Annotated in this window: 16 protein-coding genes; 2 read left to right on the forward strand and 14 right to left on the reverse strand. The window is 55.6% G+C overall.

Going from position 1 to position 16,449, the window contains the following annotated elements; all coding sequences use genetic code 11:
* Positions 1-2 precede the first annotated feature (2 nt).
* The 14 genes from C3B54_RS06260 to C3B54_RS06325 form a co-directional block, all read right to left on the reverse strand.
* On the reverse strand, positions 3-845 hold the full coding sequence (locus C3B54_RS06260) for an ATP-binding cassette domain-containing protein (protein ID WP_104913731.1): 843 nt from the start codon (positions 843-845) through the stop codon (positions 3-5).
* On the reverse strand, positions 842-1,876 hold the full coding sequence (locus C3B54_RS06265) for an ABC transporter ATP-binding protein (RefSeq protein ID WP_104913732.1): 1,035 nt from the start codon (positions 1,874-1,876) through the stop codon (positions 842-844). The genes C3B54_RS06260 and C3B54_RS06265 overlap by 4 nt, the downstream gene beginning before the upstream one ends.
* Positions 1,873-3,084, reverse strand: a complete 1,212-nt coding sequence (locus C3B54_RS06270) for a CaiB/BaiF CoA transferase family protein (RefSeq protein ID WP_104913733.1) — start codon at positions 3,082-3,084, stop codon at positions 1,873-1,875. The genes C3B54_RS06265 and C3B54_RS06270 overlap by 4 nt, the downstream gene beginning before the upstream one ends.
* Complete coding sequence (locus tag C3B54_RS06275; protein WP_104913734.1) at positions 3,081-4,547, reverse strand: aldehyde dehydrogenase family protein; 1,467 nt, start codon at positions 4,545-4,547, stop codon at positions 3,081-3,083. Before C3B54_RS06275 ends, C3B54_RS06270 begins: the two co-directional genes overlap by 4 nt.
* On the reverse strand, positions 4,547-5,458 hold the full coding sequence (locus tag C3B54_RS06280; protein ID WP_211286283.1) for an ABC transporter permease: 912 nt from the start codon (positions 5,456-5,458) through the stop codon (positions 4,547-4,549). The genes C3B54_RS06275 and C3B54_RS06280 overlap by 1 nt, the downstream gene beginning before the upstream one ends.
* A 27-nt stretch (positions 5,459-5,485) precedes the next feature.
* Entirely contained in the window at positions 5,486-6,268 is a 783-nt protein-coding gene (locus tag C3B54_RS06285) for an SDR family NAD(P)-dependent oxidoreductase (protein ID WP_158665570.1), read from the reverse strand.
* 5 nt (positions 6,269-6,273) lie between these two features.
* Positions 6,274-7,365 carry a tartrate dehydrogenase gene (locus C3B54_RS06290; RefSeq protein WP_104913736.1) on the reverse strand — a complete coding sequence of 364 codons (1,092 nt, stop codon included), beginning with the start codon at positions 7,363-7,365 and terminating at the stop codon, positions 6,274-6,276.
* Positions 7,362-7,796: a MaoC family dehydratase gene (locus C3B54_RS06295; RefSeq protein WP_104913737.1), complete on the reverse strand. Its 435-nt coding sequence runs from the start codon at positions 7,794-7,796 to the stop codon at positions 7,362-7,364. The genes C3B54_RS06290 and C3B54_RS06295 overlap by 4 nt, the downstream gene beginning before the upstream one ends.
* Entirely contained in the window at positions 7,793-8,689 is an 897-nt protein-coding gene (locus tag C3B54_RS06300) for an FAS1-like dehydratase domain-containing protein (RefSeq protein ID WP_104913738.1), read from the reverse strand. The genes C3B54_RS06295 and C3B54_RS06300 overlap by 4 nt, the downstream gene beginning before the upstream one ends.
* The gene (locus C3B54_RS06305; RefSeq protein WP_104913739.1) at positions 8,689-9,162 is read right to left on the reverse strand and encodes a hypothetical protein; all 474 of its coding nucleotides are present in this window, start codon (positions 9,160-9,162) and stop codon (positions 8,689-8,691) included. The genes C3B54_RS06300 and C3B54_RS06305 overlap by 1 nt, the downstream gene beginning before the upstream one ends.
* 275 nt (positions 9,163-9,437) lie before the next feature.
* Entirely contained in the window at positions 9,438-10,451 is a 1,014-nt protein-coding gene (locus C3B54_RS06310; RefSeq protein WP_158665571.1) for a LacI family DNA-binding transcriptional regulator, read from the reverse strand.
* A 99-nt stretch (positions 10,452-10,550) separates the two neighbouring features.
* Positions 10,551-11,873 carry a hypothetical protein gene (locus C3B54_RS06315; protein WP_104913741.1) on the reverse strand — a complete coding sequence of 441 codons (1,323 nt, stop codon included), beginning with the start codon at positions 11,871-11,873 and terminating at the stop codon, positions 10,551-10,553.
* Positions 11,874-11,930: 57 nt separating this feature from the next.
* On the reverse strand, positions 11,931-13,100 hold the full coding sequence (locus C3B54_RS06320; protein WP_104913742.1) for an enolase C-terminal domain-like protein: 1,170 nt from the start codon (positions 13,098-13,100) through the stop codon (positions 11,931-11,933).
* Between the two features lie 27 nt (positions 13,101-13,127).
* Positions 13,128-14,045 (reverse strand): dihydrodipicolinate synthase family protein, encoded by a 918-nt coding sequence (locus C3B54_RS06325; protein WP_104913743.1) that lies wholly within the window; start codon positions 14,043-14,045, stop codon positions 13,128-13,130.
* 207 nt (positions 14,046-14,252) lie between these two features.
* On the opposite strand from C3B54_RS06325, the gene C3B54_RS06330 reads away from it, so the two are divergent.
* Both C3B54_RS06330 and C3B54_RS06335 read left to right on the forward strand, forming a co-directional pair.
* A complete protein-coding gene (locus tag C3B54_RS06330) occupies positions 14,253-15,737 on the forward strand; it encodes an FAD-dependent oxidoreductase (protein ID WP_158665572.1) in 1,485 nt (494 codons plus the stop codon).
* A 5-nt stretch (positions 15,738-15,742) separates the two neighbouring features.
* Positions 15,743-16,435: an RraA family protein gene (locus C3B54_RS06335; protein WP_104913745.1), complete on the forward strand. Its 693-nt coding sequence runs from the start codon at positions 15,743-15,745 to the stop codon at positions 16,433-16,435.
* Positions 16,436-16,449 lie beyond the last annotated feature (14 nt).

The following is a 16,449-nucleotide window of genomic DNA, read 5'->3' on the forward strand; positions in this document are numbered from 1 at the left end:
GGTTACTCCGCCTCCCTCTTTTTATCCCGCAAACGTTTCTGAACCTTTTCGCGCTCTGTGACTGGATCGGGTTCTGGAACGGCCGCCATGAGCGACTTTGTATAGGGATGAGTGGGGTTGTGATAAACGTCATCTCGGCTTCCGATTTCTCGAAGGCAACCCTGTTCCATCACCGCTACTCGTTGACAGAGGTGGCGCACAGTGGCCAAATCATGGGCGATGAACAAAATGGTCAATCCGAGCCGCTCTTTCAGCTCCTGGAAGAGGTTCAGGACCTGAGCTTGAATCGACACATCCAAGGAAGCCACCGGTTCGTCACACACCAATAGCTTCGGCCCCACGGCGAGCGCCCGGGCGATGCCAATCCTTTGGCGTTCACCTCCCGAAAATGATTCTGGAAAACGGTTGAGGTGATCTTCTCGCAGGCCGACGAGATCGATAAGGCGACGCATTTCAGCCAACAGGTCGTCCTTCGACGTTCGTGGTTGGTGGATATGAATCCCTTCAGCGATGATGTCCCCCACACGCATTTTCGGATCGAGGGACGAGTATGGGTCTTGGAAAATCAGCTGAGCCTCACGTCGAAACGCTTTCAACTCGCGACGATTCATTGAGACGACGTCTTTGCCTCGGAAAAACACTTCGCCGTCGGTGGGTTCAATCAGCCGCAACACACATCTCGCGGTTGTCGACTTGCCAGAACCTGACTCTCCGACCAAGCCGAGGGCTTCGCCCTCGAAAACGGTAAAGCTGACGTCATCGACAGCCCTCATGACGGATCCACCAGCGGATTGGACCGTGAACTCCTTGACCAGGTTTCTTACATCCAGCATGATTTCCGTCATCGCAACACCCCCGGTTGTTCAGCGAGCCATGAAGAACGAATACACCGGCTCGGGTGAGTGCCACCTGGAGGGGTTTCCAACACAGGAACCGCTTCTGAGCATTCCGGCAATGCATAGCGGCACCTGGGCGCGAAAGCGCATCCCGGCGGTATGTTGCTCGGTGCTGGTGGCTGGCCACCAATCGTTGCTAATTCAGTGGCCAGATCACCCGACACCCGGGGTAGAGAGTTCAGCAGACCCAGCGTGTAGGGGTGCACAGAACGGTAGTAAATCTCGTCAGTTGTCGCGGCCTCAACAATGCGGCCCGCGTACATGACCATCATGCGCTGCGCAAAACCGGCCATGATCGACAAGTCGTGAGTGATAAAGACGACTGCTGTACCGCGCTCTTCCGTGAGTTCGTAGAGTAGGTCGATAACTTGAGCCTGAACGCGAACATCCAGCGCTGTCGTTGGCTCATCAGCGACCACGAGTGATGGGTTTGCTATCAGCGCCATGGCAATCATGGCGCGCTGCCTCATGCCTCCTGAGAACTGATGGGGGTAGTCCTTAAATCGAGCTTCTGGGTTCCTGATCCCGACACGATCAAGCATGTCGATGGTTCGCTCGCGTGCCTCTTTCTTCGAGATACCCCTTAGTCGGAGAACCTGGCTTACCTGGTCACCAACCGTGCGCACGGGGTCCATCGCAGAAAGTGGGTCTTGGAAAATGTAGGAAAAATCCCACCCACGAATGCGTCTCAGTGCGGCCGGTGGGAGTTCCAAAAGATTTTGGCCGCGAAACGACACACTGCCTTCGATTTCAGCGCCTTGCAAAAGGCCCAACAAAGCAAGCGCCGTGACCGATTTACCCGAGCCGGACTCACCGGCTATCCCTAAGCGTTCACCGGCTTTGACCTGGAAAGAGAGGTCATTTACCGCGAACACTTTCCCGTTGGCTCCGTTAAAGCCGACAGACAGGTTTTGGACGTCGAGAATTAATTCTCCGGCTGTCGGAGGGGTCTTCGCGGCCAGCGTTTGTGTGTCCGTCATGCGACGACCTTTCTGCTAAATAGTTCCTCAACGTGAGATTCATCGATGTTGAGTTCGGACAGGACCTGACGTGTGTGCTCGCCGTGATCGGGTGGAGCGAGCCTTAAGGAAGGTGGCGTTTCCGATAGGGAAATAGGCAATGCAATGAGATTGACGTCCCCAGCGCTGTGGTGTGCGTGTTGCACCATGCCTCGGTGGGCAACTTGAGGGTCTGCTAAAGCCTTTTCGAATGTGTTGACCGCCTGCGCAAAGATTCCGGCGGGAATCATTTCCGCCAACCATTCATCGGTTGTTTTGGCCGCTAAACCGGCCTCAAGAATGGTTTCGAATTCGCTGCGGTGAGCAAGGCGCTTCTCGAAGGTGTCAAAGCGGAAATCCTGGCTTAAATCGTCGATGCCAAGAAGGTGGCAAATATCTCCGATTTGCCGGCCGCTAGAGAGCGCAATGAAACCGTCTTGGGTTCGATAGAAGCCGTATGGCGGTGGGATGTAACCATGAGCGTGCTGTGCGGTCTCACGGTATGGCTCACCCACATCACTATTCATGTAGTGGACTAGGTGCTCCCCTTGGGCAGCCAACGCAGAAGAGAGAAGGTCGACAGAAACGCGCTGTCCTTCCCCGGTTCGGCGCTGATGGATAATGGCCGCCAAGGCACCCACCACCCCAAACATGCCGCCCAGGACATCGGTAATCGACATCCCTACAGGAAGGGGCCGGCCATCTGGAGCAACATTCATCTGGCCCATTCCGCTGAGCGCCTGCGCGAGTAGATCTTGGCCGGGGTGAGCGACGTAAGGGCCATCATCGCCGTAACCTGTGGCCGACACGTAAATAATGGACGGGTTCACTTCGCGGCAGGCATCAAATCCCAACCCGAGGCGATCCATCACTCCTGGCCGGAAATTTTCGTACACAAGATCTGCGTTTTCGATAAGGTCCAGCACCACAGCTCGACCGTCTGGATCTTTGATGTTGATAGCCAAAGAGCGCTTATTCCTGTTATTAGCGAGGAATGTAGCTCGATAGAGAGACCCTTCGGATTGTGGAATCCCGTAACGCTCGTCAGGCCTACCGTCGGGGGTTACCGCCTGAACACGCTCGATCTTGATTACTTCAGCACCTAGATCACCCAGAATCTGGGTTGCGTAGGGCCCTTGCACCCGCTCGGTGAAGTCGATAACCCGAACTCCTTCTAGCGCACCAGTCACGAGTCACCTCCGGGGTTTCCCGCCCGTATGGAGAGGTAGCGCAAGTGCGTGAGCTCTTCCATGGCGTAATGGGGCCCCTCCCGAGTGTTGCCGGATTCAGCGACTCCTCCGTATGGCTGGTGGTCAAGTCGAACGGTCGGAATGTCATTGATGAGCACTCCGCCAAATTCGAGTTGGTGGAAGGCACTGAGCATCTCGCTGACGTCTGAGGTGAAGACGCCGGCCTGTAGGCCAAATATGGTGTCGTTTGCGATCGCAAGGGCCTCGTCAAAGGTGTTGTAGGGCAACACGGTGATGACTGGCCCGAAAATCTCCTTTTGTCGAATCCGAGATTTCTCCGGTGCTCCGGAAATAATTATTGGCGCGATTGCTACCGAGTCATTGTTTGGGGTGTTGCCCACAATGGCTCCGCCCATCTCCACGGCCTCCTGGACCCACTCCCGCACTCGACTGCTGGCCTCGAGAGAAATCAGTGGGCCAATGTCGACTTTCGGATCAAATGGATCACCGGCCTGAATCTCGCCCGCTACCGCCGCTAAGTGGTCTTCAAGTTTCGACGCGATGGACTGGTGCGCAATGACTCGCTGCACCGAAATGCAGCTTTGCCCCGCTGAACCAAAACCTCCTGTTGCAATGCGTTTCGCAGCATGGGCAAGGTCTGCCGTTTCGGTCACAATGACCGGTGCGTTAGAGCCCAACTCCAACAGGACCTTCTTTTTTGGAGCCTTCTGCGCAATTTCCCAACCAACGACATTGCTTCCGGTGAAGCTGATTACCGCGACGTCTGAGTGTTCAACGAGAGCCCGTCCCGCATTTCCGCCGCCATCAGTGCAGACTTCAAGCCACCCGGCCCCTAAACCTGCCTCGCGGAAAAGATCCTGAAGTGCGAGAGCTGTCAACGGAGTTTGGTGGGCGGGTTTGTGCACAACGGAGCACCCCACGGCGAGAGCGGGGGCGACTTTATGCACCGAGGTGTTTAACGGAAAATTGAATGGAGTAATTGCCCCCACAACCCCACGGGGAACCCGCATTTCCATAGCGAGGGCTCCCTCACCCGCTTCTGCAGCATCAGCGGGTATGACCCGACTCGACTGGGTTCGTGCTTCTGCAGCCGTATAACGCAAGGTTTCGGTGGCTCGAGCGACCTCGGTTCGGCAGTCTTTGAGACTCTTGCCCGTCTCAAGAGCAATCACCGCCGCGAATTCATCTCGCCGTGTGTCAAGGCCACGGGCTGCTTCTTCCAGAATTGTGATGCGCTGAGCCCGGGGAAGACCGGTCTTAAATGCACGCAGCGCGGCCGCAACCGCGCTATTGACCTCTGCGCTACCGCAGTCGGCAATGGTGCCCACACTTTCACCGGTAAAAGGATCGTGCACCGATACCTGCGGAGCGTGGGGGTATGAGTCAAGGTTTGACCGAACCCAGCCAAGGGCCATTTCCCGGGTGATTTGCGTCTCAGCCATTACTGCCCACCCCCTGCTTGCTTCTTGACACCCGTATCTGATTTCTCAAGGGTTTTCTTTCCTCGCTCGTCGAGTGTTTTCTGGCGCAACCAGGTGGCAATGATGTTGACGCTCAAAGTGGTGAGCAAGATCGCGAACCCCGGCACCGCGACTAACCACCACGCACTGGTCAGATAGGTTCGCCCTTCGGCGAGCATCAAACCCCATGACGAATCAGGCGGTTGAATACCGAGGCCGAGGAAGCTCAACGATGCTTCCGTCAGCAACATGACCGCAAGCTCCAATGTGGCAAGCACGAGCAATGGAGCACTGATGTTTGGCATGAGGTGCTTCATGATGATCCGCGCGTCAGATGCGCCGAGCGAACGAGCGGCCTCCACGAAAAGGGTTTCCCGCAACGAGAGGACAAGGCCTCGGGCAACACGGGCGTACACCATCCACCGGGTAATGGCGAGAACTAGGACAACGTTTAAGAAACTTGGGCCGAGGATGTACAGGACGAGCAGGGCGATAAGCAACGACGGAACACTCATCTGAATATCCACCAAGCGCATGATCATGGTGTCAATCCACCCGCGGTAGTAACCCGCCAACAATCCAAGGAATGTGCCTAGAGTCCCTGAGATCACGACACTGGCGATGCCTACCGACATTGACACCTGTGAGCCCAGCATGATCCGCGAGAGTATGTCGCGACCGAGCGGGTCCGTACCGAGCAGATATACGCCACCTGATTCAGCAGGAGTTCCCGGCGGTAGGTTACGCAGAGACATTTCGATCAGATACGGGTCGAAGGGCGCCAAAAAATCAAGGAAGAGCGCTGAGGACAGCACGGCCCCGATGATGAAAAAGCTCAGTGCTACGAGCTTGTTTTCCCAAATAAATCGGAAGAAACTACTTGCTACTCCCACGTGTGCTCCTCTCTCCTGTTCCGCCGTCTAACCGATCATCGATACGCCGCCATCGACGTATAAATCAATGCCCGTAATGAATGAAGCATCCGAGGAGAGCAGGAACGCCGCCGCCGCGGCCTGCTCTTCTGGTTCGGCAAGTCGGCCCAGAGGTATCCCCGGTCGAAACTGCTCAAGGGACCCATTCACTTTGGCTTCCAAAACCCCGGGGCCGTCGGTCTTGGCCGCTTCGGCGATCATTGGAGTGTTCGTTACACCGGGACACAGACAGTTGACCCTCACTCCATGGGGAGAGAGCTCCAAGGCAACCTGTTTGGTCAGATGGGATACGGAAGCCTTACTCACGGCATAGGAGGATTGAGCCCAACGAGCGCCTCCCGCAGTCACACTGGCCACTGTGACTACTGAACCTTTGGTCGAGATCAACTGTTCACGGCACACCCGAATAGCAACGAGGGTTCCCATGACGTTCACTTTGTTGATGAGGTCCCACCTGTCGAGGTCAATTTCATGGAAAAGTGCAGCAGTTTGGCGGATTCCCGCTGCGGTGATGAGGCCTGTCGCGCTGCCGAATGTGGCAGCCACCTCAGACATTGCGCGCTTCATCGACTCTTCATTTGTGGTGTCAGCAACGAGACCAACGGCCTGTGACGACTCCACACCAAGCCTGGCCAGGGCGCTATTGAGAGCCTCTTCGTTCACATCAACTAACGCGACACGGGCGCCGTCCGCGAGAAGGCGGCGAGCCATCGCCTCACCCATTCCCCCGGAGCCACCAGTAATCACGATTGCGTCATCGGAAAATCTCATGATCGTCACCCCCGTCCCTGCGATGTAAATTGCGATAGGTCGGCATCGATTTGCGCCATCAGGGCCTCTGCCACTTCGTGCGTAGTGGCCGTCCCCCCAATGTCTGGTGTACGAACTTCGGAGGCAATCACTTCTTCCATTGAATGCATCAGGTGCTTGGCTGCCACGGGGTGACCAAGGTGTTCCAGCATCAATACCGCCGACCAAACCTGCCCAATGGGGTTTGCAATGCCTTTCCCCGCGATATCCGGCGCGGATCCGTGTACCGGCTCGAACATCGAAGGGTGGATCCTTTCCGGGTTGATATTCGCGCTCGGTGCGATTCCGATACTTCCGGCCATTGCGGCAGAAAGGTCGGTGAGGATGTCGCCAAAAAGGTTGGATGCGACAACTACGTCGAATCGTGACGGGTCTAGGACAAACATGGCGACCAATGCGTCAATGTGGTACTGATCAACCGTGACATCAGCATGTCGTGCAGACATTTCGTCAAAGATTTCGTCCCAAAACGGCATGGTGTGGATGATTCCGTTTGATTTTGTGGCTGACGTGAGGTGATTACCCCTCTTCTGGGCAAGCTCAAACGCATAGGCCATTACGCGGGTCACGCCCCGCCGGGTGAACACATTTTCTTGGATGGCGAGCTCGTTGTCGCTTCCCGAATACAGTCGGCCACCAATGGCCGAGTATTCGCCTTCGACGTTCTCTCTGATGACGACCATGTCGAAGTTTTGCGCCCTGTCGTCTTTGAGTGGACTAGGAATACCTCTCAGGATTTTTGCGGGCCGAAGGTTCACGTATTGGTCAAACCTGCGACGAATAGGGATCAACATGCCCCACAGGGACACATGGTCTGGCACTCCAGGGGCACCTACTGCCCCCAAGAAAATGGCATCACTAGATGCAATCTGGTCCAGGGCGTCAGAGGGCATCATGGAGCCTTCCCGGACATACCTTTCGCATCCCCAGTCCTGAATCTCCCACTCCATGGTGAACCCGTGCATCTCGCCCAACCGGTTGACCACGTCCATTGCGACCGGAACGACCTCGTTTCCGATTCCATCTCCCGGGAGAGTGGCAATTTTGTGAGTAGTCATCTCTCACCCCCTGACTCTGCTGGTGTCCACGACACGACCGCCTGACACGAAGTGGTCTGTTGCCCTTCCGCGTTTTTCGTCGAAAGGTCGAAAGTCACATTGTGCGCTTCCTGATCAACTTCGGTTACTGAGCCCTCGAGTGTGATGGGGCGGCCCACTTTGTCGACACCCAGGTATGTCGCTTTCAGGGAACGAAACCAACTGCCGTGTGGCGCATGGGCACGAGCAAGCTCAGCGAGAAAGGCTGCCTTGAAAAATCCGTGGACAATCACGCCACTGAAACCTCGTGTTTTCGCGTATTCGTGGTCGTAATGGATCAAGTTGTAATCAGAGGAGGCGGCCGCAAATTTCACTAAGTCAGTAGTTGTGGGGACCACCACGCGGGGCGTCAAACGGAAACCCACTTCAGGTAGCGCGAGCGTGGCAATCATTTCTGAGCTCCTTCCGATGCGTAGGCGATGACGTGACCGTTAGTAGAGACGGCGACTTTCTCACCTTTCTCGTCTCGGTAGACGTTTTCACGAACTCTAAAGAACAGGCGGGACGAACGGCCTTTCTTTTCAAACACGTCGGTATACGTGGTCATCACGGTCAGTACTTCGCCCGCTCTAATGGGACGTTCGTATGACACCTCGTTGAACGCATTCCCTCCACCCACTTTTGTGAGGGGAATCTCGAGCAGGAAACTGTCGAGGTCAAGATCTCGGCGCTCTACGGGGTCGATGGCGCCGAAGAACGCGGCGGGCATCACGTCATCTACTTCGTCGGCGGGGCGTCCCGATATCTGCTGATAACGGAGAAAATCGCTGTGATGGAGGGTGTAAGTGAATGGGCCATGGGCCTTGCCCATCGACAATGCGTCTTTAGTGGCATCAAGGGGCAACTCATCGGTCTCCAGTGAAGTAGCGACTACCACTTTCAAATTTGCCTTGGTAGTTACCTCACCGACGGGATTGCGCACCTCCCCCGCAATCTCAGCACGCAGGTTGCCTTGAGAATCCGACTGGGCGTCAAGTACTTCAAACGCGAATACCAACTCCCGGTTTACGACATCGGGAAGCCGATAATCGATGTCGATTACATCGAACAGTACGTCGTGCGGTTCGGCTCGCGCTTCAAGGAATGCTTTCATCGCTCGAGCTTTCCAGGGGCCATTCACGACGGGTCCATCGAATCCTCGGGACTGCGCCGCTTCTGAATCGAAATGGAAGTCGGTGTAGTCGTTTGCCCCTACCGCCCAGTGCACTAGGTCGACCGTCCTGGCGATAACTGGGGACTCCTCCCACGTCATTCCAGTAGCGAAAACTCCAACAGAAGCTGCCATTAGGCTTCCGTCCCGTTGGAGATATCGAGGCTTATTCCTCGCGCGCTGCCGACTAAATATCCGCGCGCTGTGTAAACAGTCGTTTCGTAAACTGTCTTAATCATCCAGCGGCCGTCGCTCGTGCGACGCTCCCAAATCTCGGAGATTCGGGGCACGAGGGTAATCTCCCCTTCGGTCAAGCGCTGCGCGGTATGAAAGAAACTTCCGCCGTCTATTTGCTTATCCAACACTCGAAGGCGAGGGAGTCCTGAATTGACAGCGAACACCAGTGGGTCCGGGCAAAGGTCAACCACATCGAATGTTGGGCGCATTTTACGAGTGGACCCGAGAGGCTCCAGGGCCTTATCGAGGTTCTCGACCACACGCTGAGAGACGGTTTCGGTAGCTACTGTGCCCACAGCACCGATCCACTGTGCAACCCGAGGGTGTTCAGAAATCGCCCATTGTGCGGAGGGGCCCTTTTTCATTTCCATGTCAATCCCCCGGCAACAGGGCTGGACATGAAAGTGTTTGATATCGATTTCATAACAGCGCCAAAAAAAACTGCATGAAACGCAAAGAAAGCGTAAAAACGCCAGCGAATACTTGGGATGTGAGGCCAAACACGTGACGTCATCTGCAGCTCCCTAGCCCCATCGCTATGTTCGGTACCGTTTTCAGCACGGTTAACATATTCAATCACACTCCGCAGAAAATCCCAAGAGGCGAAAGCAAAAACCTCAAAATGGGTGCGCTCACCCGCGGTGGTTCAGTGGTGTTGCCAGTTGGTGGAGTCCCGAACAATAAGATTCATTGGCAGGAGGACTTCGTACGCATTCTTGCCCTTGTTTTCCAGTTGCTGAAGGGTCAAGCGAGTGGCCCGCCTCGCGAAGTCTGAAATGTCCCTCCGCAGTGTGGTGATTGGCGGGCTGTGGAGGGTGCAAAGCGGACCATCTTCGGATGCAGCCAGAGCGAGCTCTGTTCCTATGCCAATTCCCAGGCTCCGTATTTCGTCCAGCACTCCCGCGAGGGCGCCCGTATTTCCATTGCCGACAATCAATGCACTTGGACGATCATTTCTTCCGAAGATCTCCTGGGCTGCGGACCGACCAAATTCTTCGGATCCACGCCCAGAAAGAAAGAGGCTTTCCTCAACTGGCAGACCATTTTTTAACAAGGTGTCCTTCACAGCCTTTGCCCGTTCACGGCTCGGATAGCCGGCGAGAGAACCATTGATCAGGGCGATGCGAGTGTGCCCCTGATCAATGAGATGTTGTGTCAGAACGACCGCCGCTGAATAGTGGTCGGTGAGAACAGCTGACACTCCCTCGACGTTCATCTGTCGATCAACCAGGAGTGTAGGAATACTTGGGTTAGTGAGATTTTTGGCTAACTCTTCCGCCTGATCGTCTGCAAACGACGCAATCAGTGCGTCAACTCGGCGCTGAAGCACAAGGCGCAGACCTTCGAGGTCGTTTGCGGGGTCGCCGTTGGAGTTGGCGAAGACGACTCCATAGCCAGCTTCACGAAGCTGGCTCTCGATGATGTCCACCATTTGTGCAATGGCGGGATTGAGGATGTCGTTGATAATTACACCCACGGTTTTGGTCGTTCCTCGGCGCAAACCAGCAGCCAACAAGTCCGGTTTGTACCCTGCCTCGTTGACGGCTTCTAGTACCCGTTCCCTCAGTGAATCAGAAACATTGGGGTACCCGCCGATAACTCGCGTCACCGATGCAGGCGAGACTCCTGCCTTTTTTGCGATGTCTCTAATCGTCGCCACAGCACACTTCTCTCTGGATTTCCACAAACCTCTGTGTTCCCGAGTGAAAACGTTAACAGAGCTTCTCGCTCCTCAGGGTGTAATTGTGGGTTTGGGCGCTTACCACCCCGCGCCCACAACGAAGGCAACGGTGGCCAGCAGTGGGAGCGCAAGAGCAATCACCCCAAGGACATACACAATATTTTCCTTAGCGAGCTCTGTACTTGATCGACCGAAGCGCCCCATTATGTAAAGGTTCAGGCCTCCGATTGGACTAATAGCAGCCGATGTACCCCAAGCCGCCGTACAGGCCATCGCAAAGAGCGTGGGGTCGGGGTGTAGCGGCGCGATGACGGTAGCGAGGACACCGATTGAAATGATCTGGTGCACACCGAGTGTCGAAAGCGCAACGACGCCAATCATTGCCAGCCACGCAAACCACACACCGAACTCAACTTCGGGCAGCGCGATGCGGGTTGTCTGGAGGTAAAAGGAAAATCCCACAGCCAGAACACCGGCTGAGGCAAACAATATTGACTCACTGCGCATACCCGGGAGCACATTTCGCGAATGCTCAAACAAACGTCGGACAACCATTTTCGGATCTCGCCATAAAAGCAGCAAGATTGTCAGTCCTAACGATGCCATCAGGACAAGGTTGGTCGTGCGTACCTCCGGCCACAGCCAATGGCTACCCATGACGATAATGACAAGAATGATGGGGAGGAGGACAACTGTGGGGGCCAGAGGGTAACCCCGATAGTCAGCAACATCGTCTCCCATACGACGGATCACTCCCACCACGCCGAGAACGAGTGTCGCCATCGCAAACGCCAAGCCGAAGCTTACGAGCATGCTGACGTTGGCCCCCGGAGCAAATGTGAGTGCTGCCGCTGCAGCGGCCCAAAACGGCGACCAGTAGGCGCCGATTGAGTATGTACGCGATAACAACAGGGCATTAGGAAGGGTCAGTTTTTTACCACCCGCCAATTTGTCCCCCACCAGTGTCACCGCGCTGAGATTGATCACACTGCCCAGAAAATGGGACACCACTGCCGTTCGCAGGACGGCCTTGGGGCCTCGCAGTCGGGATGGTGATTCAACTTTTGGGCTTGCCACCATTGCCACAAAAGACACCGAAAGAATCATGGCAACGATGTCCTGGTTAATTGACAGAGCTGCCCCGAAAGTCGGCGTAAATCCCCGAAAAGCGGCGGCTACTGCCAGAGAAACACCGAGCGTCGACAAAATGGAAATCGCAATTTTTTGGCCCCGCCGAAGCCTCGAATAACCAGTGATACCAACCAGTAAGAGAAGTACCCCCGAAACAATCCTCGCAGCGGGGACGAAAACAGACACCATTACAGCAGTGACCAGGCCCACCATAAAAATGGCGAGTACCGCATCAACCCTTGAGCCGCCACCCCGGTCAGAAACACTCATTACTTCCCTCTCCTCATGGCACTACGAGGGACCGTGTTCCCGACCGGGGCAGTCACCTCAGGAGAGTTTGGCAAGAATGGGCGCGAGGGAGGATTTCGCCTCTAACCCGATTCCCGGAATGTCGGGCAAACCGACGTGCCCATCGACGACGTCAATAGAGTCGGCAAAACCCCCGAAAGGCTCGAAGATTCCTGGGTAGGACTCGGAGCCTCCCAGACCACACGCGGCGGCGATTGCGAGGTTGAATTGGTGTCCACCGTGGGGCACACACCGCCCAGCATCCCAACCTTTTTCCTTCAAGTCGGCCAGCGTTTTTTGATACTCCGTGAACCCATAACTCAATGCGGAGTCCATCTGGAGTACGTCTCGGTCTTTACGCAAACCGCCATAAAGCACCAGGTTGTTTGCTTCTCCCCGGGAGAGCAGGTTTTCCCCGGTGGCCAGAGGGCCCTCATACGAATCGGCAACCATTTTTAGTCCCTCAAAGTCGAGCGGATCGGTCGGCTCCTCGTACCAGTGGAGTGGATAGTTCCCCAAAGCGTTTCCGTATCGGACGGCTTCAGCCCCGTCGAATCGTCCATTGGCGTCAACAGCGAGGGTGACACCTTCAGGTAGCGCGTCCAGCACTGCCTCGATGCGTTGGATGTCTTCTTCGAGCGAAGCGCCCCCGATTTTCATCTTCACGGTGCGATAGCCCATGCCCACATAATTGAGCATTTCTTCCACAAGCGCGTCGGTTCCCCGATCCGGGTAGTAATAACCCCCGGCCGCATACACCCAGACTTTCTCGAGTGGCTTTCCTAAGCCAACACCAGGAATTTCAGCCATCAGATTCTGAACAGGCTTCCCTGCAAGTTTCGCAGCAAGATCCCAAGACGCCATGTCGAGGATGCCTAGGGCGACAGCCCGGTCACCGTGGCCACCCGGTTTCTCGTTCACCATTGCCGCTTTCCAAATAAGCGCAGGATCTAGATGACCCGTTTCTGGGTTGATGAGGTTTTTCGAATCCTGTTCAAGCACGCGAGGGACGACCCGGTGCGACAAAATCCCTGGCTGGGCGTACCTACCGTTGGAGTTGAACCCGTAGCCGATGACTTTTTGCCCGTCACGAATTTCGTCGGTTTCTATCGCCAATACGCTGACGTCCATTTTAGAAAAGTTAATAAAGGCGTTAGCCATTTCCGATTCGATAGGAACCGTGATGTGGCGAATATCCGTGATCTTCATTCCGAATGCTCCTTAAGGTTTGAGGGTCTAAATCACGCCGGCGGACTTGAGGGCTGAGGCAACCTGGCCGCGGGCTTCAGCTTCCAGCGGCATCAATGGCGATCTCACGATGGCGTTCTTGAGAAGCCCCCTCTCGACCAAACCGAGCTTCATCGCCATCGTTGATTCCATGTGCGACTCTCGGTGATAGACCGCCCGAGTAATGGGCATCATCCGGTCGTATGCTTCCTTCGCCGCGTCATAATCGTGGGCTTTGGCTTTTTCGAGTAGCTCCACCATGAGTTCGGGTATGAGAGCGGCATACCCGACAAGCGCGCCATCTGATTCCCACATGGTGTGAAGCAGGAACTCGTCTTGACAGGTAAGCATCTGGATGTCGGGAAAATTTTGTCGAATGATGGGTGTTTCTACATCCCAACGAATCATGTCCCGGGCGCCGTCTTTGATCGCAAACACACCGTCGAGCGCGCAGAGTTCGAGCAGGACATCTAGCGAATAGGTCGCTTTGGTTGTGTTGGGCCAGTTAAAGAGAATGATGGGCAACTCGGAAGCGTCGTAGACGGCACGGTAGCGGTCGCTGACGGCGGGCTTTTGGTACCCAAATCGCGTCCAAGACGCTGCCGGGAACAAGAGGACAGAGTGCGCGCCAGCTTCCTTGGCCATTTCAGCTTCCCGGGCAACAACAGCGGTACCTTCGCCTGACACACCAGCCACGATGTGAAAATCCGGAACTTTTGCCGCCACGGTTTCGATGATCTCTCGACGCTCCTCTTCGAACAGGGAGGTTCCTTCGCCAGCGTGTGCATTTACCACCACACCCGTGACGCCGGGAATCGATTTCAACCATTTGGTGTAACTCACGACGGTGTCGTAGTCCACTGAGCCATCCTCATTGAATGGTGTGACAAGCGCGGGAGTGACGCCACGCAGATCAGGAGCGTTCATTTTAAAATCCCTCTTCCTCAGGTTTAGCCCTGTTTTTGAGCCGATTTAAGACAGTTCCTGGTAAGTCCAGTCCCGCTAATACGGCTGCTGTTCTCATTGGTCAACAGCTCCGCCGAGCGTTTGTTGTCCGAAAAACATAAGACAAATCGCTTTGCAGTGTTGTATCTTGAAAACGATACCGATAATTTTCCGGAAAGGAAAGCCCGCATGTCTGGTGTTTCATCTCCCCTCATCCCCGAATCAGTCGACGTCGTTGTAGTGGGCGGTGGCGGCTCCGGGCTCTCCGCCGCGGTTTCAGCGGCGAAAAAGGGCCTCAAGGTCGCCCTGTTTGAAAGAAATGCGGAGGTGGGAGGTACCACGATCATGTCGGTGGGGTCGTTCACCGCAGCAGGAACAACCTTCCAGAAGCGCAAAAAAATTGCGGACAGCGTTGACTGGATGATGGAGGACATGTGGAAGTTCGATGAAGAACTTCTGACCAACGATGCCCCTCACCTGAGGCGACTGTATGCCACCCACTCGGCACGAGCGCTTCACTGGCTGCAAGGTCTCGGAGTGGCCTTTGCTGGGCCCTACCCGGAAGCACCGCACCGAGTTCCGCGGATGCATAATGTGATTCCAAACTCCAAGACCTATGGCGTTCGCCTCCTGGAAGCTGCCAAAAGAGCTGGAGTAACGGTGATTACCGGTGCCGCTGTAGACGACCTCACAGTTGACGACGGCCGTGTATCCGGGGTTCAAGTCACCCGAGGCGGCAAAACCTCAACAGTGGCAGCTCGGGTGGGTGTTGTGCTGGCTTCGGGCGATTTCAGCGCCAGTAGGGCCCTCAGGGATGCGAATTTGAGCGTCGAGGCGGCAACCGCACTTCCTATTAACCAAGATGCTCTGGGCCTTGGCCACGAGTTTGCGATCAAACACGGAGCAGGAACAAAGAACATGGACATGCTCTTTGGTCCACAACTGCGCTTCCCCGTCCCTGAAAAGGGTGGCTTCTTGGATCGACTTCCCACATGGAAATGGCTTTGCCAAATAGAGGCATTCATCGTTGGCAACGTGCCCACCTGGATGCTGAAGCCCGTTGTGAAGTCACTCCTCGTGGCGTGGATGTCCCCCACTGATGATTTGTTCCGCAGCGGCGGGATTCTGGTGAACTTCAGGGGAGAACGCTTTGGCCAAGAGGAGAAACCGGCATCAGAACTTGCGATGCAAGAAGGAAGTACCGGTTTCATCGTGATCGACGAGTCGATCGCTAAGAAATTTAATGGCGACCCACACTACATTTCCACCGCACCAGGGATTGCGTTCGCGTACTTCTCCGACTATAAGCGGGGGCGCCCCGACCTGGTGAGGGAGCACTCCAGTGTTGAAGAGCTTGCGCAATCACTCCACCTGCCGCTCGACACAGTGAAGGCATCTTTGGAGGGGACAAACCTCAAGGCTCCCTTTGTCACGCTGGGCCCGGTGCTGAGCATGTTGACGGTCACGGAGGGTGCACTGAGCCTCGACGAGAATCTGAACGTCACGGACGCTTCTGGTCAGCCGATTCCTGGACTCTACGCTGTTGGAGCGATTGGGCAGGGTGGCATGCTGTTGAAAGGTCACGGACACCACATTGGTTGGGCGATGACCTCCGGTCTTCTTGCCGGTGAAAAACTCGCCGAAGAAGCGAACACGTTGAGAGTGAAGAAGTAACGGCCATGGAAACCCCTCACTCGTTGAGTCCCGAGCAGGTCGATTTCTTGAAATCGGTTGACAGTCCCACCATCGCTAATGCGATTGAAACTCTGAACGTGAGGGATCGAACTGTTGGTTTTCTCGCGGGCGACATTCAATGCCAGTTCCCACAGCTTGGATCAATGGTGGGCATCGCCCTCACGGTAGAAATGTCCGACCGGCCAGGTCCAGTGGAAGGCAAAACAGGGATATGGGAAATGTGGGAGACCTTAGAGAAACTCCCCTCCCCCAACATCCTGGTGATTAAGGATGCCAGCGGGCGGCCCGAACGTGTGGCTTACGCCGGCGAAATCATGTCCCGTCTCGCGATGCGACTTGGCGCGGTGGGAATGGTGACCGATGGGGCGCTGCGAGACGTCTCAGAAGCCGAAGACATGGGCTTTAACTACTTTATGAAATACCCGGTGGTCTCACACAGCAATTTCCACGTCACGACCGTCGCCCGTCCCGCCCACATCGGCGGGGAAGTCATTTCGACGGGCGATATTCTCCACGGCGACAGAAACGGAATCGTTGTCATCCCCTGGGAAGTGCTGGACGACTTGCCATCAGCCGTGGAGAAGATCCGGACCCAAGAAACAGCCGATATGGACCTCATCGCCTCTGATGAGTTCACCCTCGACCGATACAAGGAATTCCGAAACTACGGCAAATAGGGAGGCGGGGCGCG

The sequence above is a fragment of the Pontimonas salivibrio genome (assembly GCF_002950575.1).
GTDB lineage: Bacteria > Actinomycetota > Actinomycetes > Actinomycetales > Microbacteriaceae > Pontimonas > Pontimonas salivibrio.